General features: G+C 70.4%; 26 protein-coding genes. 19 read left to right on the plus strand and 7 right to left on the minus strand.

What is annotated here, in order from left to right; translation table 11 throughout:
- Positions 1-7: 7 nt before the first annotated feature.
- From ABD289_RS09725 to ABD289_RS09735, 3 genes are read right to left on the minus strand one after another with little or no spacing between them, the layout of a single operon-like run.
- The gene (locus ABD289_RS09725) at positions 8-751 is read right to left on the minus strand and encodes a CoA-transferase subunit beta (RefSeq protein WP_344128972.1); all 744 of its coding nucleotides are present in this window, start codon (positions 749-751) and stop codon (positions 8-10) included.
- Entirely contained in the window at positions 748-1,611 is an 864-nt protein-coding gene (locus ABD289_RS09730; RefSeq protein ID WP_344128974.1) for a CoA transferase subunit A, read from the minus strand. Before ABD289_RS09730 ends, ABD289_RS09725 begins: the two co-directional genes overlap by 4 nt.
- Positions 1,612-2,352, minus strand: coding sequence for an enoyl-CoA hydratase family protein (locus ABD289_RS09735; protein WP_344128976.1), 741 nt, complete (start codon positions 2,350-2,352; stop codon positions 1,612-1,614).
- Between the two features lie 98 nt (positions 2,353-2,450).
- Between ABD289_RS09735 and ABD289_RS09740 the strand changes: the two genes are divergently transcribed.
- The 3 genes from ABD289_RS09740 (at position 2,451) to ABD289_RS09750 (ending at position 5,261) form a co-directional block, all read left to right on the plus strand.
- Positions 2,451-3,173: an SDR family oxidoreductase gene (locus ABD289_RS09740; RefSeq protein ID WP_344128978.1), complete on the plus strand. Its 723-nt coding sequence runs from the start codon at positions 2,451-2,453 to the stop codon at positions 3,171-3,173.
- A gap of 10 nt (positions 3,174-3,183) precedes the next feature.
- Positions 3,184-4,080 carry an SDR family oxidoreductase gene (locus tag ABD289_RS09745; RefSeq protein ID WP_344128980.1) on the plus strand — a complete coding sequence of 299 codons (897 nt, stop codon included), beginning with the start codon at positions 3,184-3,186 and terminating at the stop codon, positions 4,078-4,080.
- Between the two features lie 134 nt (positions 4,081-4,214).
- Positions 4,215-5,261, plus strand: coding sequence for an MBL fold metallo-hydrolase (locus ABD289_RS09750; RefSeq protein ID WP_425564630.1), 1,047 nt, complete (start codon positions 4,215-4,217; stop codon positions 5,259-5,261).
- Between the two features lie 22 nt (positions 5,262-5,283).
- On the opposite strand, the gene kstR is transcribed toward ABD289_RS09750, so the two are convergent.
- Complete coding sequence (gene kstR / locus ABD289_RS09755; protein ID WP_344128984.1) at positions 5,284-5,892, minus strand: cholesterol catabolism transcriptional regulator KstR; 609 nt, start codon at positions 5,890-5,892, stop codon at positions 5,284-5,286.
- A gap of 161 nt (positions 5,893-6,053) precedes the next feature.
- Between kstR and ABD289_RS09760 the strand changes: the two genes are divergently transcribed.
- From ABD289_RS09760 to ABD289_RS09770, 3 genes are read left to right on the plus strand one after another with little or no spacing between them, the layout of a single operon-like run.
- Entirely contained in the window at positions 6,054-7,310 is a 1,257-nt protein-coding gene (locus tag ABD289_RS09760; protein ID WP_344128986.1) for a glycosyltransferase family 4 protein, read from the plus strand.
- 2 nt (positions 7,311-7,312) lie between these two features.
- Positions 7,313-8,026 carry a class I SAM-dependent methyltransferase gene (locus ABD289_RS09765; protein WP_344129217.1) on the plus strand — a complete coding sequence of 238 codons (714 nt, stop codon included), beginning with the start codon at positions 7,313-7,315 and terminating at the stop codon, positions 8,024-8,026.
- Complete coding sequence (locus tag ABD289_RS09770) at positions 8,013-9,038, plus strand: prenyltransferase (protein WP_344128988.1); 1,026 nt, start codon at positions 8,013-8,015, stop codon at positions 9,036-9,038. Before ABD289_RS09765 ends, ABD289_RS09770 begins: the two co-directional genes overlap by 14 nt.
- A gap of 196 nt (positions 9,039-9,234) precedes the next feature.
- Here ABD289_RS09770 and ABD289_RS09775 read toward each other — a convergent pair whose 3' ends face one another.
- The gene (locus ABD289_RS09775; protein ID WP_344128990.1) at positions 9,235-9,915 is read right to left on the minus strand and encodes a class I SAM-dependent methyltransferase; all 681 of its coding nucleotides are present in this window, start codon (positions 9,913-9,915) and stop codon (positions 9,235-9,237) included.
- Positions 9,916-10,009: 94 nt separating this feature from the next.
- On the opposite strand from ABD289_RS09775, the gene ABD289_RS09780 reads away from it, so the two are divergent.
- From ABD289_RS09780 to ABD289_RS09805, 6 genes are all read left to right on the plus strand, one after another.
- Complete coding sequence (locus ABD289_RS09780; protein ID WP_344128992.1) at positions 10,010-12,133, plus strand: acyl-CoA dehydrogenase family protein; 2,124 nt, start codon at positions 10,010-10,012, stop codon at positions 12,131-12,133.
- A 164-nt stretch (positions 12,134-12,297) separates the two neighbouring features.
- The gene (locus ABD289_RS09785; RefSeq protein ID WP_344128994.1) at positions 12,298-13,350 is read left to right on the plus strand and encodes an acyl-CoA dehydrogenase family protein; all 1,053 of its coding nucleotides are present in this window, start codon (positions 12,298-12,300) and stop codon (positions 13,348-13,350) included.
- 3 nt (positions 13,351-13,353) lie between these two features.
- A complete protein-coding gene (locus tag ABD289_RS09790) occupies positions 13,354-14,526 on the plus strand; it encodes an acyl-CoA dehydrogenase family protein (RefSeq protein WP_344128996.1) in 1,173 nt (390 codons plus the stop codon).
- Between the two features lie 13 nt (positions 14,527-14,539).
- Entirely contained in the window at positions 14,540-15,493 is a 954-nt protein-coding gene (locus ABD289_RS09795) for a bifunctional MaoC family dehydratase N-terminal/OB-fold nucleic acid binding domain-containing protein (RefSeq protein ID WP_344128998.1), read from the plus strand.
- Complete coding sequence (locus ABD289_RS09800; RefSeq protein WP_344129000.1) at positions 15,490-15,903, plus strand: hotdog family protein; 414 nt, start codon at positions 15,490-15,492, stop codon at positions 15,901-15,903. The genes ABD289_RS09795 and ABD289_RS09800 overlap by 4 nt, the downstream gene beginning before the upstream one ends.
- On the plus strand, positions 15,900-17,063 hold the full coding sequence (locus tag ABD289_RS09805; RefSeq protein WP_344129002.1) for a lipid-transfer protein: 1,164 nt from the start codon (positions 15,900-15,902) through the stop codon (positions 17,061-17,063). Before ABD289_RS09800 ends, ABD289_RS09805 begins: the two co-directional genes overlap by 4 nt.
- Positions 17,064-17,080: 17 nt before the next feature.
- Here the strand turns inward: ABD289_RS09805 and ABD289_RS09810 are convergent, their stop codons facing one another.
- Complete coding sequence (locus ABD289_RS09810; protein WP_344129004.1) at positions 17,081-18,109, minus strand: 2Fe-2S iron-sulfur cluster-binding protein; 1,029 nt, start codon at positions 18,107-18,109, stop codon at positions 17,081-17,083.
- A 177-nt stretch (positions 18,110-18,286) separates the two neighbouring features.
- On the opposite strand from ABD289_RS09810, the gene ABD289_RS09815 reads away from it, so the two are divergent.
- The 7 genes from ABD289_RS09815 to hsaB all read left to right on the plus strand — a co-directional run bounded on the left by ABD289_RS09815 (position 18,287) and on the right by hsaB (position 24,721).
- The gene (locus ABD289_RS09815; protein ID WP_344129006.1) at positions 18,287-19,063 is read left to right on the plus strand and encodes a 2-keto-4-pentenoate hydratase; all 777 of its coding nucleotides are present in this window, start codon (positions 18,287-18,289) and stop codon (positions 19,061-19,063) included.
- Positions 19,064-19,245: 182 nt separating this feature from the next.
- The gene (locus ABD289_RS09820; protein WP_344129008.1) at positions 19,246-20,151 is read left to right on the plus strand and encodes an acetaldehyde dehydrogenase (acetylating); all 906 of its coding nucleotides are present in this window, start codon (positions 19,246-19,248) and stop codon (positions 20,149-20,151) included.
- Positions 20,148-21,206, plus strand: a complete 1,059-nt coding sequence (gene dmpG / locus ABD289_RS09825; protein ID WP_344129010.1) for a 4-hydroxy-2-oxovalerate aldolase — start codon at positions 20,148-20,150, stop codon at positions 21,204-21,206. The genes ABD289_RS09820 and dmpG overlap by 4 nt, the downstream gene beginning before the upstream one ends.
- Complete coding sequence (gene hsaA, locus ABD289_RS09830; protein WP_344129012.1) at positions 21,203-22,375, plus strand: 3-hydroxy-9,10-secoandrosta-1,3,5(10)-triene-9,17-dione monooxygenase oxygenase subunit; 1,173 nt, start codon at positions 21,203-21,205, stop codon at positions 22,373-22,375. Before dmpG ends, hsaA begins: the two co-directional genes overlap by 4 nt.
- The gene (hsaD, locus tag ABD289_RS09835; protein WP_344129014.1) at positions 22,375-23,214 is read left to right on the plus strand and encodes a 4,5:9,10-diseco-3-hydroxy-5,9,17-trioxoandrosta-1(10),2-diene-4-oate hydrolase; all 840 of its coding nucleotides are present in this window, start codon (positions 22,375-22,377) and stop codon (positions 23,212-23,214) included. Before hsaA ends, hsaD begins: the two co-directional genes overlap by 1 nt.
- A gap of 19 nt (positions 23,215-23,233) precedes the next feature.
- Entirely contained in the window at positions 23,234-24,139 is a 906-nt protein-coding gene (gene hsaC, locus ABD289_RS09840) for an iron-dependent extradiol dioxygenase HsaC (protein WP_344129017.1), read from the plus strand.
- A 42-nt stretch (positions 24,140-24,181) separates the two neighbouring features.
- Positions 24,182-24,721, plus strand: coding sequence for a 3-hydroxy-9,10-secoandrosta-1,3,5(10)-triene-9,17-dione monooxygenase reductase subunit (gene hsaB, locus ABD289_RS09845; RefSeq protein WP_344129219.1), 540 nt, complete (start codon positions 24,182-24,184; stop codon positions 24,719-24,721).
- A 445-nt stretch (positions 24,722-25,166) separates the two neighbouring features.
- Here hsaB and ABD289_RS09850 read toward each other — a convergent pair whose 3' ends face one another.
- Complete coding sequence (locus ABD289_RS09850; protein WP_344129019.1) at positions 25,167-25,442, minus strand: hypothetical protein; 276 nt, start codon at positions 25,440-25,442, stop codon at positions 25,167-25,169.
- Positions 25,443-25,515 lie beyond the last annotated feature (73 nt).

Raw genomic sequence — 25,515 nt, forward strand, 5'->3', positions numbered from 1 at the left:
TGCTCGATCACGCGGCGACCTCCTGGTAGCGCAGGCCGTTCGGATCGATCGCGCCGCGGATCAGGTTCAGCTCGCGCTCGGTGGGTTCCCGGGTCTCGACGACCTCGCCGACGGTGAGCTCGAAGCCGGTCCGCGCGCGCACGTCGGCGATGCTCACGCCGGGGTGCACCGATCGCAGCCGCATGCTGCCGTCGGGCCCGGTGAAGTCCAGCACCGCCAGATCCGTGACCACCACCCGCACGTCGTGGAACCGCGCTCCCGACTGCCGAGCGCGGTCGTGCCCGACCCCGGCGACGAGGTCCACCGACTCCACGAACACCTTCGTCGAGTGCTGCGGGATCCAGTAGTTCGTCGTGTGGTTGACGGTGTTTCCCGGTGCGCCGCGCACCCCGACGAGCTGGACCTTGGGCTCGGCCCAGTCGCCGATGCGCGAGATGTTCTGGTTGCCGAAGCGGTCGACCTGCGAGGCGCCCATCATGACTCGTCGCCGTCCTCCGGCGAGCAGGTCCAGGACCTGCCGGTAGGGCAACCAGCCCTCGACCGTGGCGTCGGATTCCTCGCCGAGCGCGGGGGTTTCGGACAGCAGCATCGCCTCGCCGTCGGTCAGCAGCAGGTCCGGGGCGCTGGTCAGCCGCGCGAGCCGGGCGCCGATCGACGGAACGGTGCCGAACGGCGAGGCGATCGCGGCCCCGGCGTCGGCGAAGGAATCCGCGCAGGCCACCGCGCAGAACTCGGCTCTGGACACGCTCATGCCGGTACCTCCCTCGCGTGAAACGCCCGCACGGCCGCCTGGTAGCCGTCCTCGTCGGCGGCCAGGAACTCGTCCCGGAATCCTTCCCACGCAACGGGTTTCGCGCTCGCCACGTAGTGCCGCTGGAACGCCTCGTCGCGTCCGTAGTCGGGTGCGCAGCTGGTGAAGTGCGCCCCGTTCGGGGTTTCCACCACGCCTTCCGGGTGCATCCGGTTGATCAGCAGGGTCTGCGGTGCCGCACCGGAGAGCTCCTCGGTGGGCACGATCCGCTCGCAGCTGACGAAGCTGCGAGCGGCCGCGGCGCACATCAGATCGTCGAAGTACGGGTCGGGACCGAGGTATTGGGCGTTGCCGTACCGATCCGCCCGGTTGAGGTGCACCAGCGCGGCGTCCAGGCGCAACGCGGGCATCGCGACCAGTTCCTCGCCGTCGTCGTAGGGCGAGCGGACGGTGCGCAAACCGGGATTGAGCGCCATCACGTCCGAGCCCAGGCCCGCCCGCGTGGGCAGGAACGGCAGCCGGGCCGCCGCGGCGCGTAGCCCGGCCAGGATCATGCCTTCGTCGTACTCGGAGACCTCGACCGCACCGCGCTGCCGGGCGGCGCGGAAGTGCGGGTCCAGCGGGATCGAGTCCAGCGAGACGAACCCGTAGATCAGCTCGCGCACCTTGCCAGCCGCGCACAGCAGTCCGACGTCCGGGCCGCCGTAGGAGACCACCGTGAGGTCCTTCAACGGGGAGCGCAGGATCGCCCGCACCAGCGCCATCGGCTTGCGCCGAGACCCCCACCCGCCGATGCCGATCGTCATGCCGTCGCGCAGCCTGGCGACCACGTCATCGATGCCAAGTCGCTTGTCCTGCACCTACGCCTCCCCGCGGATGAACTCGGCGCGCGCGGAATCGGACACGCCGGTGAGGTTGAGCTCGAAGGTGAAACCCTGCTCGTAGCGGTAGCTGCGATTGACGTCCACCGGATCGATGCCGTTGAGCGCGGCCTTGGCCTTGCGGATGACCAGCGGATCCTTGGCCGCGATGTCGGCGGCCAGGTTCATCGCGGCCTCCCGCAGCCCGTCGTTGGGCACGACCTGGTGCACCGAGCCGAACCCGTGCAGCTGCGCGGCCGTCGCGGTCGTTCCGGTGTAGAACATCGCGCGCATCATGTGCTGCGGCACCAGCCGGGACAGGTGGGTGGCCGCACCCAGCGCGCCCCGGTCGACCTCGGGGAGGCCGAACGTGGCGTCCTCGGCGGCCACGATCACATCGGAGTTGCCCACCAGACCGATCCCGCCGCCGACGCAGAACCCCTGCACCGCGCTGATCACCGGCACCGGGCACTCGTAGACCGCCTTGAAGGCCCGGTAGCACCCGTCGTTGACGGCGACGAGCTTCTGATGACCGGTGTCGGCGGCGAGTTCCTTGATGTCCACGCCCGCGTTGAACCCTCGGCCTTCGGCCCGCAACACCACGACGCGGTCCTCCGGAGCTGTTCCGCCGAGGGCTTCGGCCAGCTCGTACCAGCCGCGCACCGGGAGCGCGTTGACCGGCGGATGATCAACGGTGAGGACGACGATCCCGTCGTCGCGACGTTCGATTCGGGTGCCCATGCCACCTGCCAAACCTAGCACTTGTTTGGTTGGGTTGTTACCGTAGCAACACCGCAGCACGACCCGCCAGCATCCGGTCCACGAAGGGGTTTTCGACGATGGCGATCTCTATCGACCTGACCGGCAAGGTCGTGCTGGTCACCGGAGGAACTCGTGGCATCGGAGCGGGGATCGCCGAGACCTTCCGGCGCGCGGGCGCCGAGGTCGTGGTCTGCGCGCGCAATCCCACGCCGGGCGCGCTGCAGGCCGACGTGCGCGACGAGGAGCAGGTCGCCGAACTCGTCGCCGAGGTGCTGCGACGCGCCGGCAGGCTCGACGTGCTGGTCAACAACGCCGGCGGCACACCGGTGGCCGACACCGCCAGCGCCTCGATCCGGTTGCACCGCAAGGTCGTCGAGCTCAACCTCCTCGCCCCGCTGCTGCTCGCGCAGCACTGCCGCGCGGCGCTGACCGACACCGGCGGGTCGATCATCAACATCGGCAGCGTGTCCGGGAGGCGTCCTTCACCGGGAACCGCGGCCTACGGAGCGGCCAAGGCGGGGCTGGACAACCTCACCGGCACGCTGGCCCAGGAACTCGCCCCGGCAGTCCGGGTCAACGAGGTGGTCGTGGGGCTGGTGCGGGCCGGAGATCAGCAGGAGCACTACGGGTCGTCCGAACTGGACTCGCTGGTGCCGATGGGCAGGCTCGCCGAGCCCTCCGACGTCGGCGACGCCTGCGCGTTCCTGGCCTCACCGCTGGCGGGCCACATCACCGGATCGATCGTGACCGTCGACGGCGGCGGCGAGCGATCGGCATACCTGAGCGCGGTGCGCTCGTGAGGAGGCATCGATGATCTGCGCGGGCAGAGTGGCGATCATTACCGGAGGTGCCCGCGGTCTCGGCCGCGCGCACGCGCTCGAGCTCGCCCGGCAGGGCGCGCGCGTGGTGATCAACGACATCGGCGTCGGGCTCGACGGCACCGGTGGTGACGGCGCGGCCGCCCGCGAGGTGGCCGGGGAGATCCGCGCGGGTGGTGGCGAAGCGGAGGTGCACGGCGCCGACGTCGGCGACTGGCAGCAGGCCCGCGAGCTCGTCGACTTCGCGGTGCAGCGCTTCGGGCGCCTCGACGTGCTGGTCAACAACGCCGGGGTCGTGCGCGACCGGATGTTCGTCAACCTCTCCGAGGACGAGTGGGACCAGGTCGTCCGGGTCCACCTCAAGGGGCACGCCGCCACGATGCGGCACGCCGCGCAGCACTGGCGGGATCGCTGCAAGGCGGGGGAGGACGTCCGGGCCAGCGTGATCAACACGACCTCGGGTGCCGGGCTGCTCGGCAGCCTCGGGCAGACGAACTACGCCGCGGCCAAGGCGGGCATCGTCGGGCTGACGCTCAACACCGCTGCGGAGCTCGGCCGCTACGGGGTCGCGGTCAACGCGATCGCTCCCGCGGCGCGCACCCGCATGACCGAGACCGTCTTCGCCGACACGATGGCCCGGCCCGAGGACGGCTTCGACGAAATGGCCCCGGACAACGTCGCGCCGCTGGTGGCCTGGCTGGCCGCCCGTTCGACCGAGGTCTCCGGCCGGGTCTTCGAGGTGGCCGGCGGCACGATCACGGTCATCAACGGCAACACCCGCGGTCCCACCAGGGACGCGGGCCGCCGCTGGCGCCCGGAGGAGCTCGGCCCGGTCGTCAAAGATCTGCTGGATCGCTCCCCAACGCCCCTGCCGGTCTACGGCACCTAACCCCTCCGAGCGGTCCACGCCCCGGATTCCGCGGCGTTCGCGGCGTGGGTCGGGAGTGTGATCTACGTCCGGTTCGGGGTCGTGCGGTGGCGTGGTAGATCTGGAGCGGGACGGTTTCGGTTTCCCCGGTCGCGATGGGGCGAATTGCTGGAGGACGAGTGAACGACGCGCGCCACGCTTGGATCGAGCCCGGAGCCTTCGAGGTCGCGCCCGGCGTGCACCGGATCCCGCTGCCGCTGCCCAACGACGGTTTGCGCGCGGTCAACGTCTACGCCGTCGAGGATTCCGACGGCCTCGTGCTCATCGACTCCGGCTGGGCGCTTGCCGATGCCCGCGGCCAGTTGGAGAACGCCCTCGGCGAGATCGGCTACGGCTTCGAAGACGTGCAGCGCTTCCTGGTCACGCACGTGCACCGCGATCACTACACCCTCGCGGTGACGCTGCGGCAGACCTTCGGTTCCAAGATCAGCCTCGGCGCGGGGGAGCAGCCCTCGATGGACCTGCTGCTCAACGGTGGCCAGACCGACCGCGAGGTGGAGCGGCTGCACCGGTGGGGCGCGGACCGGCTGATGACCCAACTCGCCGAGGCCTACGGCGACGAGCCCCGGCAGAAGAGCCCCTACGAGGCCCCGGACGAGTGGATCGAGGGCAAGGTCGAGATCCCGCTCGGATCCCGGACCCTGCTGGCGGTGCCCACCCCGGGCCACACTCGCGGACACGTCGTGTTCATGGACGCCGATGCGCAGGTGCTGTTCTCCGGCGACCACATCCTGCCGCACATCACCCCGTCCATCGGCGTCGAACCCGCCCGGCCCGAGCTCCCGCTCGGTGACTTCCTGGACTCGCTGCGGCTCATGCAGTCCTACCCGGACCTGCGCATGTTCCCCGCGCACGGCCCGCCGGGTGGCAGCACGCACGCGCGCGTCGGGGAGCTGCTCGAGCACCACGAGCAGCGACTGGCCCAGACCCTCGAGGTGATCCGCGACGGCGCGGGCACGGCCTACGAGGCGGCGCTGCAACTCGGCTGGACCCGCCGGGAGAAGAAGCTCGTCGACCTGGACCTGTTCAACCAGGTGCTCGCCGTGGGCGAGACCAGCGCCCACCTCGACCTGCTGGTCACCCGGGGGCAGCTGTCGGTCGACCGGCACGGCGAGGTCGCCGAGTACGCCGTGGTGGGCTGAGCCGCGTCGCGTCCCCGGGCGGTCAGCTCTTCAGCAGCAGGCGGACCGTGAGCTCCAGACGGCTGGTCACGTCGGAGGCCGAGGCGCGGCGGGTGACCCAGGCGACCAGGTTCGACAGCCAGACATCGCCGATGACCCGGGCGATGGCCCTTTCCTCCTCGGTCGGGTCGCCATCGGTCATGGCCGCGGTGAACAACCGCTCCACCAGCTCCGCGACCTGGTCGACCTCGTTGGCAACCGAGGTGTCGGCGAACATGAACGCCCGCGTCATCGCCTCGGTCAGCTGCGGGTTGCGCTGCAGTGTCCGCGTGGTGCGGCTGAGCACGTACAGCACGCGTTCAGCGGCGTCCTCACCGGGGATCTTGCTGCGCTCGAGCTTGCTCTGCTCGCGCTCGAACTCGCGGGCAAGGCCCACCACCAGCAGGTGGATCTTCGACGGGAAGTAGCGGTAGAGGGTGCCCAGCGCGACGTCGGCCCGCTCGGCCACCGAGCGCATCTGCACGGCTTCGTATCCGCCCTTGCTCGCCAGTGCGATGGTGGCGTCGATGATGCGCTTCCGCCGCTCGGCTTGCGCCGTCGAACCGGATTCGCCGGCTCGGGGCGTCTGCAGAGCACTGCGTGCGCTTGCCATGTGATCGTTCTCCTCGAAAGTTCATCGAACGAAAACCGCGTGTTCGTCACCACGCGGCTCATCGCCTTGCCCTACTCGCGGGTTAAGGTGAGCAGGATATCTCCATCGAAACATGTTCCAGTCTATCCAGCCCGCGGCCCCCGGGCAGTGTGAGGTGAATCGTGCGGATCGCATTGCTGTCCTACCGGAGCAAACCGCATAGCGGCGGTCAGGGCATTTACGTGCGGTACCTCAGCCGCGGTCTCGCCGAGCTCGGACATCACGTCGAGGTCTTCTCCGGCCAGCCCTACCCGGAACTGGACCCTGGCGTGGACCTCTGCCGGGTGGACAGCCTCGACCTGTACAACGACGCGGCCCCGTTCCGCACGCCGCACCCCCGGGAGATCCGCGACCACGTCGACCTGCTCGAGGTGGGCACGATGTGGACCGCGGGCTTCCCGGAGCCGCTGACGTTCAGCCTGCGCGCCGCCAAGCTGCTGCGCGCCCGCGCCCACGAGTTCGACGTCGTGCACGACAACCAGTGCTTGGGCTACGGGCTGCTTTCCATGCAGCGCGCGGGCATCCCGCTGGTGGCGACCGTGCACCACCCGATCACCCACGACCGCCGCGTGGAACTCGCCGAGGCCAAGCGGTTGCGCAAGATCACGCTGCGCCGCTGGTACGGCTTCACCCGCATGCAGGCCCGCGTCGCGCGTCGCGTGCCGAACCTGCTGACCGTCTCGCGGAACTCCGCCGAGGACATCGCCCGCGACTTCAACGTCTCCCCGGAGCAGCTCAACGTCGTCCCGCTGGGCGTGGACGCCGACGTGTTCAAGCCGCCGGAAGCGCCCCGCCGACCCGGCCGCATCGTCGCGATGGCCAGCGCCGACACGCCCATGAAGGGCGTGGGCGTGCTGCTGGAGGCCGTCGCCAAGCTGCGCACCGAACGCGACGTGGAGCTGGTGCTGGTCAGCAAGCTCAACCCGACCGGCCCGACGGCCCAGCACATCGAGGAGCTCGGCATCGGCGACGTGGTGCGCACGGTCAGCGGTCTGACCGACACCGAACTCGCCGAGCTGCTCGGGTCGGCCGAGGTGGCCAGCGTTCCCTCGTTGTACGAGGGCTTCTCGCTGCCGACCGTGGAAGCCATGTCCTGCGGCACCCCGCTGGTGGCCAGTCGTGCCGGTGCGATCCCGGAGGTCGTCGGGCCCGAGGGCGAATGCGCCGACCTGGTTCCGCCCGGCGATGCCGAGGCGCTCGCCACGACGCTGTCCCGGCAACTGGATTCGCCCGCTCGCCGGGCGGCTCTCGGCGCCAACGGCCGCCGGCGGGTCTTGGAGCGCTACAGCTGGAAATCCGTGGCAGCGGCGACCGTCGACTGCTATGCCGAAGCGATCGCGCGCAGCTCGCGCGCAGGGAAGGGAGCAACGCGTTGCTGACGGTGGACTTCGACAAGCTCGGCGTGCAGCCGGGCCAGCGAGTGCTGGACCTGGGCTGCGGGGCGGGCCGGCACGCCTTCGAGCTGTACCGGCTCGGTGCCGACGTGACCGCCTTCGACCACGACGTCGAAGAGCTGGACAACGTGGCCGCGATGTTCGCCGCGATGAAGACCGAGGACGAGGTGCCCGCGAACGCGCAGGCGCAGACCGTCGTCGGCGACGCGCTGGCGCTTCCCTTTCCCGACGAGCACTTCGACGTCGTCATCGCCTCGGAGATCATGGAGCACATCCCCGAGGACGAGAAGGCGATGGCCGAGCTGGTGCGCGTGGTCAAGCCGGGAGGCCGCGTCGTCGTCACCGTGCCCCGCGACTGGCCCGAGCGGATCTGCTGGGCGCTGTCCGACGAGTACCACCAGGTCGAGGGCGGCCACGTGCGGATCTACTCGGCGGCCGAGCTGATCGGCAAGCTCTCCGACGCGGGTCTGCGGTTCGCCTTCCAGCACCACGCGCACGCGCTGCACTCGCCGTACTGGTGGATCAAGTGCGCGGTGGGCACCGACAACGACGACCACCCGCTGGTCAAGGCCTATCACTCGTTCCTGGTGTGGGACATGATGCAGGCGCCGTGGATCTCGCGGACGGCCGAGCGGCTGCTTAACCCGGTGGCGGGCAAGAGCCTCGCGGTGTACCTGGGGAAGCCTCGTGTCCGCTCCTGAGATCGTCGGCGTCGTCTCGGCCGAGGCGCTGGCGCAAACCGGCAAGGCCATCGCCGCGGTCCAGCTCCCGACCGGGGAGATCCCGTGGTTCCCCGGCGGGCACACCGATCCGTGGGACCACGTGGAATCGGCGATGGCGTTGTCGGTCACCGGTTTTCACCACGAGGCCGAACGCGCCTACGACTGGCTGCGGGAGACCCAGCGCGCCGACGGCTCCTGGCCGCTGCAGGTGCGCGACGGCGTGGTCGAGGACGACGGCGCGGACACGAACTACTGCGCCTACCCGGCCGTCGGTGTGTGGCACCACGTGCTGATCACCGGTGATGCCGCGTTCGCATCGCGGATGTGGCCCGTGGTGCGCTCCGCGATCGATTTCGTGCTGGGCGCGCAGCACGAGCGCGGCGAGATCGATTGGGGCGTCGGCGAGGGCGGTCCGACCGGCGAGGCGCTGCTGTCCGGCTCGGCCAGCATCCACCAGAGCCTGCGCTGCGCGCTGGCGCTGGCCGAGCACCTGGGGCACCCGCAGCCGGGGTGGGCAGATGCCGTGCGCAGGCTCGGGCGCGCGCTGCGCGAGCACCCGGAGGCGTTCACGCCCAAGAGCCGCTACTCGATGGACTGGTACTACCCGGTGCTGGGCGGTGCGGTGCGCGGCGAAGCCGGGCGGCGGCGGATCCTGGCTCGGTGGGACGATTTCGTGGTCGACGGGCTCGGGATCCGTTGCGTGGACGACCATCCGTGGGTGACGGGTGCCGAAACCTGCGAGCTGGTACTGGCTTTGGACGCGATCGGCGAGCCGGAGCGAGCTCACCAGCAGCTCGCGGCGATGCAGCACCTGCGCGATCCGGACGGTTCCTACTGGACCGGCTACGTGTTCACCGACGACGAGCGCTGGCCGGTCGAGCGCTCCACCTGGACCGCGGCAGCGGTGGTGCTGGCGGCCGACGCGCTGTCGCGCACCACCCCGGCCAACGGCATCTTCCGCGGCGACGACCTCCCCGCGGTCGAGGCCTGACCCAGCACACGCGCCAAGCGGCAGTTTTGGGAGTTGTTTCAGTTCGGGCTTGCGTGGCGGTGCGGGTGGCGGAACCCGACGCGTCGTGTGGCTGCGGGATCCGCCACTTGCGTAGCGGCCTACGCGACTGCAAGGCCCCCTAAAACTGTCCGGACATCTCGGGCGCCGAAGCCTGCAGTTTTAGGCAGAACTGTCACTAGAGCACGCCGGGGGTTCCGGTGGTGCGTTGCAGGACTCGGAGGGAGCCCGTGGTGGTGAGGTCCTTGAAGGCGCCGGTTTCGAGGGCTCGGAGGTAGATGCGGTAGGGGGCTTGGCCGCCGTCTTCCGGGTTCGGGAAGACGTCGTGGATGACCAGGGCGCCGCCCGGGGCGACCCACGGTGCCCAGCCCTCGTAGTCGGTGCTCGCCGCGGCGTCGGTGTGCCCGCCGTCGATGAACAGCAGGTTCAGCGGTGTGCGCCAGAAGCCCGCGACGTCGCCGGATCGGCCGATGATCGCGGTGACCTCGTCCTCGAGGTCGGCGCGTGCGAGGGTGCGGCGGAACTCGCCCACGGTGTCGAGCTTGCCGACCTCGGGGTCGACCAGGCCAGGGTCGTGGTACTCCCACCCGGGCTGGTGCTCCTCCGAACCCCGGTGGTGGTCCAAGGTGACGACTCGTCCGCCGGTGTGCCGGGCCGCCGCGCCCAGGTAGATGCTCGATTTCCCGCAGTAGGTTCCGATTTCCACCGCCACGCCCGTGCCGAGGTGATGCACGGCGGCCTCGTGCAGCGCCAGCCCTTCGTCGACGGGCATGAAGCCGGTCGCGGCTTCGGCGAGTTCCAGCAGCTCCGCAGGCATCGACGGGTGGTGCTCGCGGTTGGTGGTCGATCCCTGCGTCACGTGCTTCCTCCATGAGTTCCGGCTGCGCGTTGCAGGCTACCTGTTCAACGGGCTAGGTTTCCTAGAACGTGTTCTAACTCTGCGAGGAGGCACCGTGCCGATCGCGATCACCGAGGAACAGCGGGCCCTGCAGGAATCCCTCCGCGGTTGGGCAGCGGGCGGGGCCACCGACGCGGCACGCAAGCTGGAGACCACCGAACCGCCGCGCTGGCACGAGCAGACCACCTGGGCCGAGCTGACCGAGATCGGTCTGTTCTCCCTGGTCGTGGACGGTCTCGGTACGCTGCCGGATCTGGCTGCCGGACTGGAGCAGACCGCCGAGGCGCTGGTGCCCGGACCCGTGTGGTCCACGGCGCTGACCGCGACGTCGCTGCATCGGGCGGGCGCGGACGAGGCGCTCGTCACCGCCCTCGCCGAAGGGCGCGCCACGGCCGGCGTCGCGCTCGAGCCCGGCGACCTGGTCGGCACCCGCCAAGACCGGGGGCTGCGCGTGTCCGGCACCGTCGGTCCGGTCCCGGCCGCGATGGGCGTGACGCACCTGCTGCTGCGCGCTCGGGTGGGGGACACCACCAGCTGGTTCGTCGTCGAGGCGGACTGGGTGGAGCGCCGCCCGCGGAGCTCGCTCGATCTCACCCGCCCGGCAGCCGACGTCACCCTGGACGATGTCCCGGTCGGCGAGGTCGGCGCGCAGGTGTCCGACCTCGCCGTGACCCTCGCCGCCGCGGAGGCGGCGGGAATCGCGGGCTGGTGCCTGCGCACCGCGGTCGAGCACGCCCGCACTCGCGAGCAGTTCGGCCAGGTCATCGGTTCCTTCCAGGCGATCAAGCACCTGTGCGCCGGAATGCTGTGCCGGGTCGAGCAGATCACCGCCCTGGCCTGGGACGCAGCCCGGGCGGCCGAGGACGTCGAGGCCGGGGGAGACGAGCACGCGCTGGTGGCGGCAGCGGCCGGTGCGGTGGTCTTCGACGAAGCCGTGCAGGTGGCCAAGGACTGCGTGCAGGTGCTCGGCGGCATCGGCTTCACCTGGGAGCACGACGCGCACCTGTACCTGCGGCGGGCCGCTGCGCTCCGGGCGATGTTCGGTGGCCCGGCCCGGTGGCGGCGCCGGGTCGCCGAACTCGCCGCGCGCGGCGTGCGCCGCAGCCTCAGCCCGGGCGACCTGCCCGAGCACCGACGTGCCGAGGTGCGCCGCGTGGCCGAGGAGATCGCCGGGTTGCCGGCGGGGCAGCGGCGGGTGCGGTTGGCCGAGACCGGTTTTCTCGCGCCGCACTGGCCGGCGCCCTACGGGATCGGGTCGGGGCCGCGCGAGCAGCTGATCATCGACGAGGAACTCGACCGCGCCGGTGTGCGCCGGCCGGATCTCGTCGTCGGGAACTGGGCGCTGCCGACGATCCTCGAGCACGGCAGCGACCGGCAGCGGGAGCGGTTCGTGTGGCCGACGCTGCGCGGCGAGATCGTGTGGTGCCAGCTGTTCTCCGAGCCGGGCGCCGGATCGGACCTCGCGGCACTGCGCACGCGCGCCGAGAAGGTGGACGGCGGCTGGCGCCTCAGCGGGCAGAAGGTGTGGACGTCGCTGGCGCTGGAGGCCGACTGGGCGATCTGCCTGGCCCGCTCCGACCCCGACGCGCCCAAGCACCGCGGGATCTCCTACTTCCTGGTGGACATGCGCACCGAGGGGATCAGCGTGCGCCCGCTGCGCGAGATCACCGGCGAGGCCCGGTTCAACGAGGTCTTCCTCGATGAGGTGTTCGTGCCGGACGAGTCGTTGGTCGCCGAGCCCGGCCAGGGGTGGAAGCTCGCGCGCACCACGCTGGCCAACGAACGCGTTGCTCTCGGTGACTCCAGCCTCGGCCAGGACGTCGAGCGGTTGCTGGAGAACCCGCCGCAGGACGATCCCGCCACCCTCGAGCGCCTCGGTGCGGCTGTGGCCGAAGGGCTGACGGTTTCGCTGCTGCGACTGCGCGCCACGCAGCGCAGCCTGCACGGCCAGGGCCCGGGTGCGGAATCCAGCGTGGAGAAGCTCCTCGGCGTGCAGCACCGGCAGAACACCGCCGATCTCGCCGTCGGCCTGCACGGTTCGGAGGCGCTGGCCGCCGACGGGGCGGCGGCCGAAGCGGTTCACGAGTTCCTGCTCACCCGAGCGCATTCCATCGCTGGTGGCACCACGCAGGTGCTGCTCAACGTCGCGGCCGAACGCCTTCTCGGGCTTCCCCGCTAGGGCTCTGCTGCGGCCTTCCCCCCGGGGCGGAGCTGCCGGTGTCCGGAGACTCGGTGGCGAGCGCTCTCGAAAGCTCCTCGCTCCGGCCTCTTGCGCGCCGAGTTGATCGAACGGTAGAAGTAGAACAAGTTTCAGATGGCAGCCGCGCTGGCTGAGGGGGCGGGATGGAGTTCGCGCTCGACGAGACGCAGCAGGCCGTGCGGGATCTCGCGGCCGATGTGCTGGACGGGCAAGCGCAGCGATTCGAGGCCGACGGTGAAATCGGTTTCGATTCCGCGGCGTGGAAGGCGCTCGGCGAATCCGGTTTGTTGTCGCTGGCGGTTCCCGAACGATTGGGCGGCGACGGGCTCGGGCCGCTCGAGGTCGGGCTCGTGCTCCGCGCGGTCGGTAGGGCTGGTGCACGGGTGCCTGCCCTGGCGACGCTGGCCCTCGGGGTGCTGCCGATCGCCAGGCTCGGTACCGAGCGCCAGCAGGACGAACTGCTCGGCGAATCCGGCCGGGTGTTCACCGCGGCCCTCAGCGAACCGTCGAACCCCCTTCCGGGGCAGCCGAGCACGACGCTGCGCGGAACGCGGGTCACCGGGCGCAAGATCGGCGTGCAGCACGCCGATCTCGCGCACCGGCTGCTGGTTTCGGCGGACACCGGCGATGGCCCGGCCGTGCTCGTCGTCGACCCCGGTGCCGACGGGGTGCGGTTGCACGAGGCGCCTGCCGCGCTGGGCACCGATTGGGTCATCGAATTCGACTCCGCCCCAGCGGAATTGCTCGGCGACGGCACCGGATTGGCCGATCTGCACACCTGCGCGCTGGCGGGCTTGTGCGCGCTGGGCGACGGGGCCGTCGCGGCGGCTCTGGACCTCACCGCCGAGCACGTGCGCACCCGCCAGCAGTTCGGCAAGCCGCTGGCCGCGTTCCAGGCCGTCGCGCAGCAGATCGCCGACGTCTACGTGCTCGCCCGGACGCTGCACCTGGCGACCCTGTCGGCCTGCTGGCGGCTGGGAACCGGACGCGATGCGACCGAGGACCTCGACGTGGCCGCCTACTGGCTGGCGGAGAAGGCGCCGGCGGCGATGCGGACCTGCCAGCACCTGCACGGCGGGCTCGGCCTGGACATCACCTATCCGATGCACCGGCACTACTCCCGGATCAAAGACCTCGCCCGGCTGGCCGGGGGCGCGGCCCACCGGCTGGAAGCCATCGCAGCGCACGAGGGGTAGCTGATGCACATCGAACTCACCGAACAGCAGCTGGCGCTGCAGGCCGAGCTCCGGGACTACTTCGGCGGTCTCGTCACGCCCGAGGAGCGCGAACGGCTCGGCGTGGACCGGCACGACCGGGCGCACCGCGACGTGGTCCGCCGGATGGGCCGCGACGGCTGGATGGGCGTCGGCTGGCCGGAAGCCTACGGCGGCAAGGGATTCGGCGATGTGGAGAACCACGTCTTCGCCGACGAGGCCGCACGCGCCGACGTGCAACTGCCTTCGGTCACCCTGCAGACCGTCGGTCCCACGCTGCAGTCCTACGGCACCGACGAGCAACGGGAGTTCTTCCTGCCGAAGATCCTCGCGGGCGAGGTGCACTTCGCCATCGGCTACACCGAACCCGAAGCGGGCACCGACCTCGCCTCGCTGCGCACCACGGCGGTGCGCGACGGCGAGGACTTCGTGGTCAACGGGCAGAAGATCTTCACCACCGGCGGGCACGACGCCGACTACATCTGGCTGGCCTGCCGCACCGATCAGGACGCGCCCAAGCACAAGGGCATCTCCATCCTGATCGTCGACACCCGCGATCCCGGCTATTCGTGGACGCCGATCATCACCGCCGACGGCGCCCACCACGTCAACGCCACCTACTACAACGACGTGCGCGTGCCGGCATCCGGGCTGGTCGGCGAGCTGAACGAGGGCTGGAAGCTGATCACCACCCAGCTCAACCACGAACGCGTCATGCTCGGTCCAGCCGGCCGCATCGGCGGAATGCGCGACCGGGTCCGGAACTGGGCTGCCGACCGCAGCGCGCCGGACGGCACCCCGCTGCTGCAGCTGCCCGACGTGCGCGGCGTGCTCGCGCGGGTGCGCGCCCACGAGCGGATCAACGAGCTGCTGAACTGGCAGGTCGCCGCCTCCGCCGCGCTCGGACCGGTCGAGGTGGCCGATGCGTCGAGCACCAAGGTGTTCTCCTCGGAGAGCCTGCAGGAGATCGGCCAGGAGCTCGAGGAGCTGGTGGGCCGCCACGGCGATCCCGCCGATGCCGCGACCGCCGAGCTGCTGCGCTGGCTCGACGTGCAGGCCAAGCGCAACCTCGTGCTGACCTTCGGTGGCGGGGTCAGCGAGGTGCAGCGCGAGCTCATCGCCACCGCAGGCCTCGGCCTACCACGGGTACCGCGTTGACAGGGGAGTGGCAGTGAGCGACGAGGACATCCGCGCGGCGGCTCAGCGGATCACCGAACGAGGTCCCAGCGAGCCGAGGTTCGCCCGCGACCCGGTGAACCAGCCGATGATCAACAACTGGGTGGAGGCGCTCGGCGACACCAACCCGGTCTACACCGACGAGGCCGCCGCGGCCGCTTCCGTGCACGGTGGCCCGGTCGCCCCGCCCGCCATGGCGCAGGTGTGGACCATGGGCGGGCTCCACCCCGAACGCGACCCGAACGATCCGCTCCACTCGATGATGCGCGAGCTGGACGACGCGGGGTTCGTCGGCGTCGTGGCCACCAACTGCGATCAGACCTACCACCGCTACCTGCGCCACGGCGAGCGCGTGTCGGTGACGACCCGGCTGGAGTCGGTGATCGGCCCGAAAACCACCGGTCTCGGCGAGGGCTGGTTCGTCACCACCGGCAACACCTGGTACGTCGGCGACGAGCCGGTCGCCGAGATGACCTTCCGGGTGCTGAAGTTCAAGCCCGCCGCAGCCAAGTCCGAAGTGGACGAGCAACCCGCCGAGGTCGTCGAGCAGGTGATCCGTCCCGCGATCAACCGGGACACCGCCTACTTCTGGGAGGGCACGGCCAAGGGCGAGCTGCGAATCCAGCGCTGCGGCGGTTGCGGGCTGCTGCGCCACCCGCCGGGCCCGATGTGCCCGGAGTGCGGAGCCACCAAGCCCAAGCACCTCGTCTCCGACGGGCTCGGCGAGGTCTACAGCTACGTCGTGCACCACCGGCCCGCGATCCCGGGCAAGCAGCTGCCGCTGGTGATCGCCCTGGTCGAGCTCGACGAAGGGGTGCGGATGCTGGCCGAACTGCACGGCCTCGCACCCGAGGACGTGCGCATCGGCCAGCGCGTCGAGATCGCCTACCAGCGCGTCGACGACGAACTCACCCTGCCGTACTGGAAACCCCGAGGGAGCCGGTCATGACCCGAACAGCCGCCGAGGTCGGCGTCGGCGACGCCTTGCCCGAGGAACGCATCGAGGCCACGCCCACGTTCATCGTCAGCACCGCGCTGGCCACCCGCGACTTCCAGGACGTCCACCACGACCGGGATCTCGCGGTGGCCAAGGGATCCGAGGACATCTTCCTGAACATCCTGACGAGCACCGGGCTGGTGCAGCGCTACGTCACCGATTGGGGCGGGCGGGACGCGCTGGTGCGCGGAGTGTCGGTCAAGCTCGGCGTGCCCTGCTACGCCCACGACACCCTGACGTTGCACGGGCAGGTCCTGGAGCGAACTGGCGAGGAGTTCGTCGTCGAAGTGCTCGGGCGCAACCGGCTCGGCACCCACGTCACGGCCAAGGTCCGCGTCGTGCTGCCGGAGGTGGACGCATGATTTCCGGGAAGACCGCGATCGCGGGCATCGGCGCGACCGAGTTCTCCAAGGACTCCGGGCGCAGCGAACTGCAGCTGGCCGCCGAGTGCGTGCGCTCCGCGCTGGACGACGCCGGGTTGGAACCCGGTGATGTGGACGGCCTGGTCACCTTCACCATGGACGCCAACACCGAGACCGCGGTGGCCCGCGAGGTCGGCATCGGCGAACTGGGCTTCTTCAGCCGCATCGGGTACGGCGGCGGGGCGGCGTGCGCGACGGTGCAGCAGGCCGCGATGGCCGTGGCGACCGGGATGGCCGACGTGGTGGTCTGCTACCGGGCGTTCAACGAGCGCTCCGGGCAGCGGTTCGGGCAGTTCAACACCGCCCTGACCGGGCAGGCCACCGCAACCGGACTGGACAACAGCTGGACCTACCCGATGGGGCTGGGCACGCCCGGCTCGCAGGTGGCCATGTTCGCTCGCCGCTACATGCACGAATACGGTGCGACCAGCGAGGATTTCGGGCGGGTCGCGGTGGTGGATCGCGAGCGCGCCGCGACCAACCCGAACGCCTGGTTCTACCAGCGCCCGATCACCCTGGCCGAGCACCAGCAGTCGCGCTGGATCACCGAACCGCTGCGGCTGCTCGATTGCTGCCAGGAGAGCGACGGCGGGGTCGCGCTGGTGATCACCGGGCTCGATCGCGCGCGCGATCTGCGGCATCCGCCCGCGGTGGTGGCCGCTGCGGCGCAGGGCAGCGGTGCCGACCAGTTCACCATGACCAGCTACTACCGCGACGACCTCACCGGGTTGCCCGAGATGGGGCTGGTGGCGAGGCAGCTGTGGCAGCAGGCGGGCCTGGGCCCGCAGGACGTGCAGGTCGGCATCCTCTACGACCACTTCACCCCGTTCGTCCTGGCGCAGCTGGAAGAGCTCGGGTTCTGCGGACGCGGGGAAGCGCGGGACTTCATCGCCGACGGCAACCTCGAGCTCGGTGGGAGCCTGCCGCTGAACACGCACGGCGGGCAGCTCGGCGAGGCCTACATCCACGGGATGAACGGCATCGCCGAAGCCGTCCGCCAACTGCGCGGCACCGCGGTGAACCAGGTCGAGCAGGCCGAGACGGTCCTGGTCACCGCGGGCACCGGAGTCCCCACCTCGGGCCTCGTCCTGGAGGCCTGAGGCGGGGAGCGGCGGCGCTATTCGTCGTAGCTGATCTCCACCTGATCGGTGACCGGAACGGACTGGCAGCCCAGGACGTAGCCGTCGTCGAGATCCTCCTGCTCGAGGATGTTGTTCTGCAGCATCTTGACCTCGCCGGACTTGACCAGGCAGATGCAGGCGCTGCAGCGGCCCTCCCGGCAGGAGAAGGGCGCGTCGAGGCCCCGGTCCAGCAGCCGGTCCAGCAGCTTGGTGTCCGGGGACCAGTCCATCTCGTGGTCCTCGCGATCGAGCCGGACCTTCAGCCGCGTGCCCGGAGCGGCCTCGGAGCCGGCCGCTCCGGCCGGCTCGGTGTCGTGGCGCTCGAACGGGTTCCCGGCCAGCGAGGCGAAGCGTTCGGCGTGGATGCGCCTGCGCGGGACCTCCAGCGCGCGCAGCGCGGCGGTGACCGAATCCATGAACGCGGGCGGGCCGCAGGTGTAGATCTCCGCGTCGGTGAACGGCCGCAGCGTCGCCGCCAGTCCTTCGGGAGCGGGCAGGCCCTGCAGGCTCTCCAGCCAGTGCACGACAGCGAACCGGTCCGGATGCCGTTCGGCGAGCTCGCGGAGCTCGTCTCGAAAGATCACCGAGCTCTCGTCCCGGTTGGCGTAGAGCAGCACGATCCTTCCCGCGCCCGCGGCCAGGGTCGATTTGGCGATCGACATGATCGGCGTGATCCCGCTGCCCGCGGCGACCAGCAGCAGGTCGCCGTCCAGGGTCTTGGGCGTGAACTTGCCCGAAGGGGGCAGCACTTCGAGCTCGGTGCCGGGGGAGGCGTTCGCGCACAACCACGCCGAACCGGGTCCCACGCTCTTGACGGTCACCTTGAGCAGGTCGTCGGTGTGCGGCGAGCTGGACAACGAGTAGCAGCGGGCCAGCGAGGTGCCGTCCTCCCCGGGGATGCGCACGGTCAGGAACTGCCCCGGCCGGTAGTCCCAGCCCTGCGGGGCCTGGAAGACCAGGGATCGGCTTTCCGGCGTCTCGGTGACCACGTCGTGGACGGTCAGGCGGAGTGGGACGTCGGTCATGGGCTCCTCGCTTCACTCGACGCGGGCTGCGGAACTCCCGCGAGCTAACTGAAACATGTTATAGATTTTAGCGCCATAATCGCTATGATGTAGCCCGGAGCTGGATGTTGTTCCGCCCGCTGGACGGGAGGAACCTGTTCCAGTAGTGAGGCGTTAGGGCCTACCCCTGGAGGTCGCATGCTCAGTGCCGGTCAGCGCACCGAACTCGCCGATTCGCTGTGGCGGGCCGAACGCGATCGCGCGCCCATCCCACCGCTGGTGCGGACGAACCCGGACATCGACACCGTAGACGCCTACGAGATCCAGTTGATCAACATCCGCCGCCGGGCAGGCGAGGTGGTCGGGCACAAGGTGGGGCTGTCCTCACCGGTGATGCAGCGCATGATGGGCGTCGACGAGCCCGACTACGGGCATCTCCTCTCCGCCATGCGGCTGGCCGAGGACGAACCGCTCGACGCGGGCGCCTACTGCTACCCGCGGGTCGAGGTGGAGGTCGCCTTCCTGCTGTCCGAGGACCTGCCGCCCGACGTCGACGAGGAAGGGGTCCTCTCGCGCACCGAGGCGCTGATCCCGGCTATCGAGCTGATCGACAGCCGGATCACCGACTGGCGGATCAGCATCGCCGACACCATCGCCGACAACGCCTCGTCGGCGGGGTTCGTCCTCGGTCAGGAGCGCGACGACCCGTCCCGGCTCGATCCGCGCGCCATCGACGCGGTCCTGCACCGCAACGGCGAGGTCGTCGAACGGGGGCGTTCCGATGCGGTGCTGGGCGATCCGACCACCGCGGTGGCCTGGCTCGCGGCCAAGATCGCCGCATTCGGGGTGCGGTTGCGCGCGGGCAACGTCGTGCTCCCCGGCTCCTGCACCCGCGCGATCGACCTGCGTCCCGGCGATGCGTTCCGGGCGGACTTCTCTGGCATCGGCAGCGTCGGACTCGTCGCGAAGCCCTGAGGAGTTCTTGAAGTGCGCGGCGGAGCCGCTGTTTCAGGTGCGGGAGTGCGCGAGGGCAGCCGCGACGTCGCGCAGGTCGCTGCTCGAGGAGCTGATCCCGCAGCCGCACGGCGCGGCAGGTTCCGCCACCCGCACCGCCACGCAAACCCAAACTGAAATGTCCCTTAAGCAAGGGAGGTCCCATGACCGCGAAGGCGGCCATCGTCGGGTCCGGCAACATCGGCACCGACCTGCTCTACAAGCTCAGCCGCTCATCCGATGTCGAACCGCGCTGGATGGTCGGCATCGACCCGGACAGCGACGGCCTGCGCCGCGCCCGAGATCTCGGCGTCGAGGTCATCGCCGACGGCGTGGATCGCCTGCTGGAGGGCGAAGCGCCCGATGTGGTCTTCGAAGCGACCTCGGCCGGGGTGCACCGGGCCAACGCGCCGCGCTATGCCGAGCGGGGGATCCGGGCCATCGACCTGACCCCGGCGGCGGTCGGGCCCTACGTCGTCCCGCCGGTCAACCTCGGTCAGCACCTCGATGCGCCGAACATCAACCTGATCACCTGCGGCGGCCAGGCCACGATTCCCATCGTGCACGCGGTCTCGCGGGTGGCCGAGGTGTCCTACGCCGAGATCGTGGCCTCGGTGGCGTCGGTGTCCGCGGGGCCGGGAACGCGGCAGAACATCGACGAGTTCACCCGCACCACCTCCACCGGGATCGAGGTCATCGGGGGCGCCGCGAAAGGCAAGGCGATCATCGTGATGAACCCGGCCGATCCGCCGATGATCATGCGGGACACCATCTTCTGCGCGATCCCGGCCGACGCCGACACCGGCGCGATCGCGGCCTCCATCACCGAGATGGCCGAGAGCATCGCCGAATACGTTCCCGGCTACCGGCTGCTCGCCGAGCCGCAGTTCGACCCTCCCGCACCGGCCACCGGCGGCTACGCGCGGGTGGCGGTGTTCGTCGAGGTCGCGGGCGCGGGCGACTTCCTGCCCGAGTACTCGGGAAATCTCGACATCATGACCGCCGCCGCGGTCCGGGTGGGCGAGCAGCTCGCCCGCTCCGGGGCGCTCACCAAGGAGGGAGTGCGGTGACCAGCGCCGATATCGCACCGGCCAAGACCTACAGCCCGGACCTGGACCTGCGCATCACCGACACCTCGTTGCGCGACGGGTCGCACCACAAGCGCCACCGGTTCACCACCGAGGAAGTTCGCTCCATCGTGACCGCTCTCGACGGCGCGGGCGTCCCGGTCATCGAGGTGACCCACGGCGACGGGCTCGGCGGATCGTCGTTCAACTACGGCTTTTCCACCACGCCCGAGCAGGAACTGATCTCCACGGCGGCCACGACCGCGCGCGCGGCGAAGATCGCCGTGCTGATGCTTCCCGGGGTGGGCGTCACCGACGACATCCTCATCTCCCGGGACAACGGCGCCTCGGTGTGCCGGATCGCCACCCACTGCACCGAGGCCGACGTGTCCGTGCAGCACTTCGGGTTGGCCCGCGAGCACGGCATGGAAACCGTCGGCTTCCTCATGATGGCCCACTCGCAACCACCGGAAGTGCTGGCCAAGCAGGCGCGCATCATGGTCGACGCCGGTTGCCAGTGCGTCTACGTCGTCGACTCCGCCGGAGCGCTGGTGCTCGAGCAGGTCAGCGAGCGCGTCGCGGCCATCGACGCGGAGATCGGCCGGCAAGCTCAGATCGGTTTCCACGGGCACGAGAACCTCGGTGTCGCCGTGGCGAACTCGGTGGCCGCCTTCCGCGCCGGCGCGGTGCAGATCGACGGCAGCGCGCGGCGCTTCGGCGCGGGCGCCGGGAACACGCCGGTGGAGGCCTTCGTCGGGGTCTGCGACAAGCTCGGCTACCGCACCGGCATCGACTTCTTCGCCATGGCCGACGCGGCCGAGGACGTGGTCCGCCCCGCCATGCCCGAAGAATGCCTGCTCGACCGCTCCGCGCTGACCATGGGCTACGCCGGGGTGTACTCGAGCTTCCTCAAGCACGCCGCGCAACAGGCGCAGCGCTACGGCGTCCCCGAAGCGCAACTGCTGGTCCGGGCCGGACAGCGCAAGCTCGTCGGCGGCCAGGAGGACCAGCTCATCGACATCGCCCTCGAACTGCGAGAAGAACGGAGTGGCGCATGACAGAGCGGGACAGCACCGAGGTCCTGGAAGCGGTGCAGAAGCTGTTGCCCGGAATCCGAGACCGCGCGCAGCGCGCCGAGGACGAACGTCGCATTCCGGCCGAGACCATAGGCGAACTCGCCGAGGCCGGGTTCTTCGCGCTGTTGCAGCCGCAGCGCTACGGCGGTTTCGAGGCGGATCCGGTCCGCTTCTACACCGCCGTGAAACTGCTCGCCGGCGCCTGCGGCTCGACCGGTTGGGTCGCCTCGATCCTGGGCGTGCACCCGTGGCATCTGGCCCTGTTCCCCGAACGGGCCCAGGACGAGGTGTGGGGTGGTGACCCGGCAACCCGGATCTCCTCCTCGTACGCCCCGATGGGCAAGGCCCGCGTCGTCGACGGCGGTTACCGGCTCACCGGGCGGTGGAGCTTCTCCTCCGGCTGCGACCACGCGAGCTGGGTGTTCCTCGGCGGACCGGTGCTCAAGGACGACAAGATGGTCGACTTCTGCACCTACCTGCTGCCGCTGGAGGACTACCAGATCGTCGACGTGTGGGACACCGTCGGCCTGCGCGGGACCGGGAGCAACGACATCGTGGTCGAGGACGTGTTCGTCCCGGAACACCGGGCGTTGAGCTTCATGTCCATGTCCCAGACCCAGTGTCCCGGCCACGAGGTCAACCCGTCGCCGCTGTACCGGTTGCCGTGGGGAACCGTGCACCCGTCGACGATCACGGCGCCGATCGTGGGAATGGCCCAGGGCGCCTACGACGCGCACGTCGAGCACCAGGCGGCCCGCGTGCGCGCCGCCTACGGCGAGCAGACCAAGGACGACCCGTTCGCCAAGGTGCGCATCGCCGAGGCCGCCAGCGAGATCGACGCGGCGTGGATGCAGCTGACCGGCAACATCGCCGAGGAGCTCGCGCTGCTGGAGGCCGGCGAGGAGGTCCCGATGTCGCTGCGGCTGCGGGCGCGCCGCGACCAGGTGCGCGGTACGGCGCGGGCGATCGAGGCCGTGGACCGCCTCTTCGAGAACTCCGGCGGGCGCGCGCTGCAGCGCGGAACGCCGATCCAGCGCTTCTGGCGCGACGCGCACGCGGGCCGCGTGCACGCGGCCAACGACCCCGAACGCGCCTACACGATGTTCGGCAGCGGGGAATTCGGTCTACCGGTGAAGGATTCGATGGTCTGATGGTTACCAGCCAGGATGTGAAACTCCGCTCCGGACTGCGGTTGCACTACCACGAGGCGGGGGAGGGCAACGCCGAAACCGTGGTCATGCTGCACGGTGGCGGTCCGGGCGCGGCCGCGTGGAGCAACTTCAGCCGCAACATCGAGGTGTTCGCCGAGGACTTCCACGTCCTCGCCGTTGACCAGCCGGGGTTCGGCAAGTCCGACAAGCCCACCGAGCACGGCCAGTACTTCACGCACAGCGCCACCGCGCTGCACGAGTTCTTCGACGAGCTCGGCATCGACAAGGCGCACCTGCTGGGCAACTCGCTCGGCGGTGGCACGGCGGTCCGGTTCGCGCTGGACTTCCCGGATCGCGCGGGCAGGCTGGTGCTGATGGGGCCGGGCGGGCTGAGCCTGAACGTCTTCGCGCCGGACCCCACCGAAGGGGTGCAGCGGCTGGCGGCGTTCGGTGGCGCGCCGAGCAAGGAATCCCTCGAGGCGTTCCTGCGCACCATGGTCTACGACCAGTCGCTGATCACCGATGAACTCGTCGAGGAGCGCTTCGCCGCCGCCAGCACGCCCGAGTCGCTGGCGGCGATGCGGGCGATGGGGAAGTCCTTCGCCCAGGCCGAGACCTTCGAGGAAGGGCTGCTGTGGCGGGAAGCCCACCGGCTGCGGCAACGGGTGCTGCTGATCTGGGGCCGCGAGGACCGGGTCAACCCGCTCGACGGAGCGCTGGTCGCGCTCAAGCTCATCCCGCGCGCGCAGCTGCACGTGTTCGGTCGCTGCGGGCACTGGGCGCAGCTGGAGAAGTTCGCCGAATTCAACCGCATCACCAGAGATTTCCTGTTGGACTGACCGAGGGAGATGGTTCCCCATGGGTATTCGCTCACTCGGATACCTGCGCATCGAGGCCAGCGACATCGATGCCTGGCGGGTGTTCGCGCTGAAAGTGCTCGGCATGGTCGAGGGCAGTGGTACCAATCCGGACGCGCTCTACCTGCGGATGGACGACTTCCCGGCGCGGCTGGTGATCGTGCCCGGCGAGGCCGACCGGTTGCTCGCCGCGGGCTGGGAGGTCGGCACCGAAGCCGAGCTCCAGGAGGTTCGGGACGCGCTGAGCGCCAACGGCATCCCGTTCAAGGAGGGCACGGCCGAAGACCTCGCCGACCGGCGGGTGGTCGAGCTGATCCGGTTCGCCGACCCGTCCGGCAACGACCTCGAGGTCTTCCACGGCGCCGCGCTGCAGCACCGCCGCGTGGTCAGCCCCTACGGGCACCGGTTCGTCACCGGTGAGCAGGGATTGGGCCACGTGGTGTTGTCCACCCACGACGACGAGGCCGCGCTGCGGTTCTACCGCGACGTGCTCGGGTTCCGGCTGCGCGACTCGATGCGCATGGCACCCGAGCTGGTCGGCAGGCCCGCCGACGGCGAGCCCGCGTGGCTGCGGTTCTTCGGCTGCAACCCGCGGCACCACAGCCTGGCGTTCCTGCCGATGCCGACTCCCAGCGGGATCGTGCACCTGATGGTCGAGGTCGAGGACGTCGACGACGTCGGCCTGGCCCTGGATCGCGCCCAGCGGCGCGGGGTGCCCATGTCGGCGACGCTGGGCCGCCACGTCAACGACCTGATGCTGTCCTTCTACATCAAGACGCCGGGCGGGTTCGACGTGGAGTTCGGTTGCGAGGGGCGGCAGGTGGACGACGAGAAGTGGATCGCTCGCGAATCCACCGCTGTCAGCCTTTGGGGCCATGACTTCTCGGTGGGCCATCACGCACAGTAGATCCAGAGGTCTTCGGCCGGAGGAGGTTCCGTGGATCAGGTCATGACCGCTGAGGAGATCGACAGCGCCACCTTCCGCCGGGCGCTCGGGCACTTCTGCACCGGAGTGACCGTGGTGACCGGCATCGACGGAAGGCGGCCGGTGGGATTCGCCTGCCAGTCGTTCGCGGCGCTGTCGCTGGACCCGCCGCTGGTGCTGTTCTGCCCGGGCCGCTGGTCGCGGACCTGGCCGCTGATCGAACGCTCCGGGACCTTCGGCGTCAACGTGCTCACCGCCGAGCAGCGCGAGATCAGCTCGGTGTTCGGCCGCAGCGGCGAGGACAAGTTCGCGGGCCTGTCCTGGCGGCCGGCGCCGTCCGGTGCCCCGGTGCTCGACGGCGTGCTGGCCTGGCTCGACTGCACCGTCGAGGACGTCCACGACGGCGGGGACCACCGCATCGTGGTGGGCCGGGTGCAGATCCTGGGTCCCACTGCGGAGTCCGACCCCCTCCTCTTCCACAAGGGCTCCTACACCACGGTCGCCCCGGACCTGGCTCCGGCACCCCAGGACTTCCTCACCTGGGACGCGGACGACTGGCTATAACCCACCCGAGCGACCAGAACCCGAATTCCCTGGAATTCGGNCAGGGAATTCGGGTTCTGGTCAGGCGTCAGCGGGGTGGGGTGGGCTTGAGTCCAGCCGGGGGTGCGGAGGCGTTCGAATGCGTCGAGGGCAGGTCGAGGGCGAACTCGAACTGCCTCGTCGCAGCCGGCGCGCAACCTGGAGAGGTCGCCGTCGATCGCGGCGACGGTGATCGCGCCGAGGTTCGGGTAGTTGCCGACATGCGCCGGACCATCGCGTCGCGCTCGTCCGGATTGCGGGCGGCGCGGCCGCCCACCGGGAGAAGCCCCGAGCAGCAGGCAACCGCCCGCGAACGGCACTCCGGACAGCGGAGCGATTCCCTCCAGAACTCCGGGCGTGCCGTCGCTGCCCGCGCCGTTGAGGATGCCGAGGAAGTTCGCCACGAACTTCGCGGAGTGGTCGGCGATCACCGCAGGATCGGCGCGTCTCGGTGCAGGAGGTGAAGGACCTGGTCAGCAGGCAGAGGAACGCCAGGAGGGCGAACCCGGTCAGGCCGGGGATCCCGGGATTCGGGAACCTGGCGGAGGTACAGGCCGGGCATGCCGATCAGCCCGAGGCCGGACATGGCGAAGGTGAGCCAGCCGGTGACCGCCCGCATCGGCGTGAGCGTGCTGGCGACCTCGTCGAGCGTGCGGACGAGCTGGACGCGGGCGAAGAGCAGCCCGGCCAGCGGCGTGGCCACGGCGGCTGCCCCCGCGGCGTCGACTGCGCGCGGGCGATCTCCCGTGCGGTGTCCGCCGTGCAACTCGACGGCC

The organism is Saccharopolyspora halophila (assembly GCF_039531955.1).
Taxonomy (GTDB): domain Bacteria; phylum Actinomycetota; class Actinomycetes; order Mycobacteriales; family Pseudonocardiaceae; genus Saccharopolyspora; species Saccharopolyspora halophila.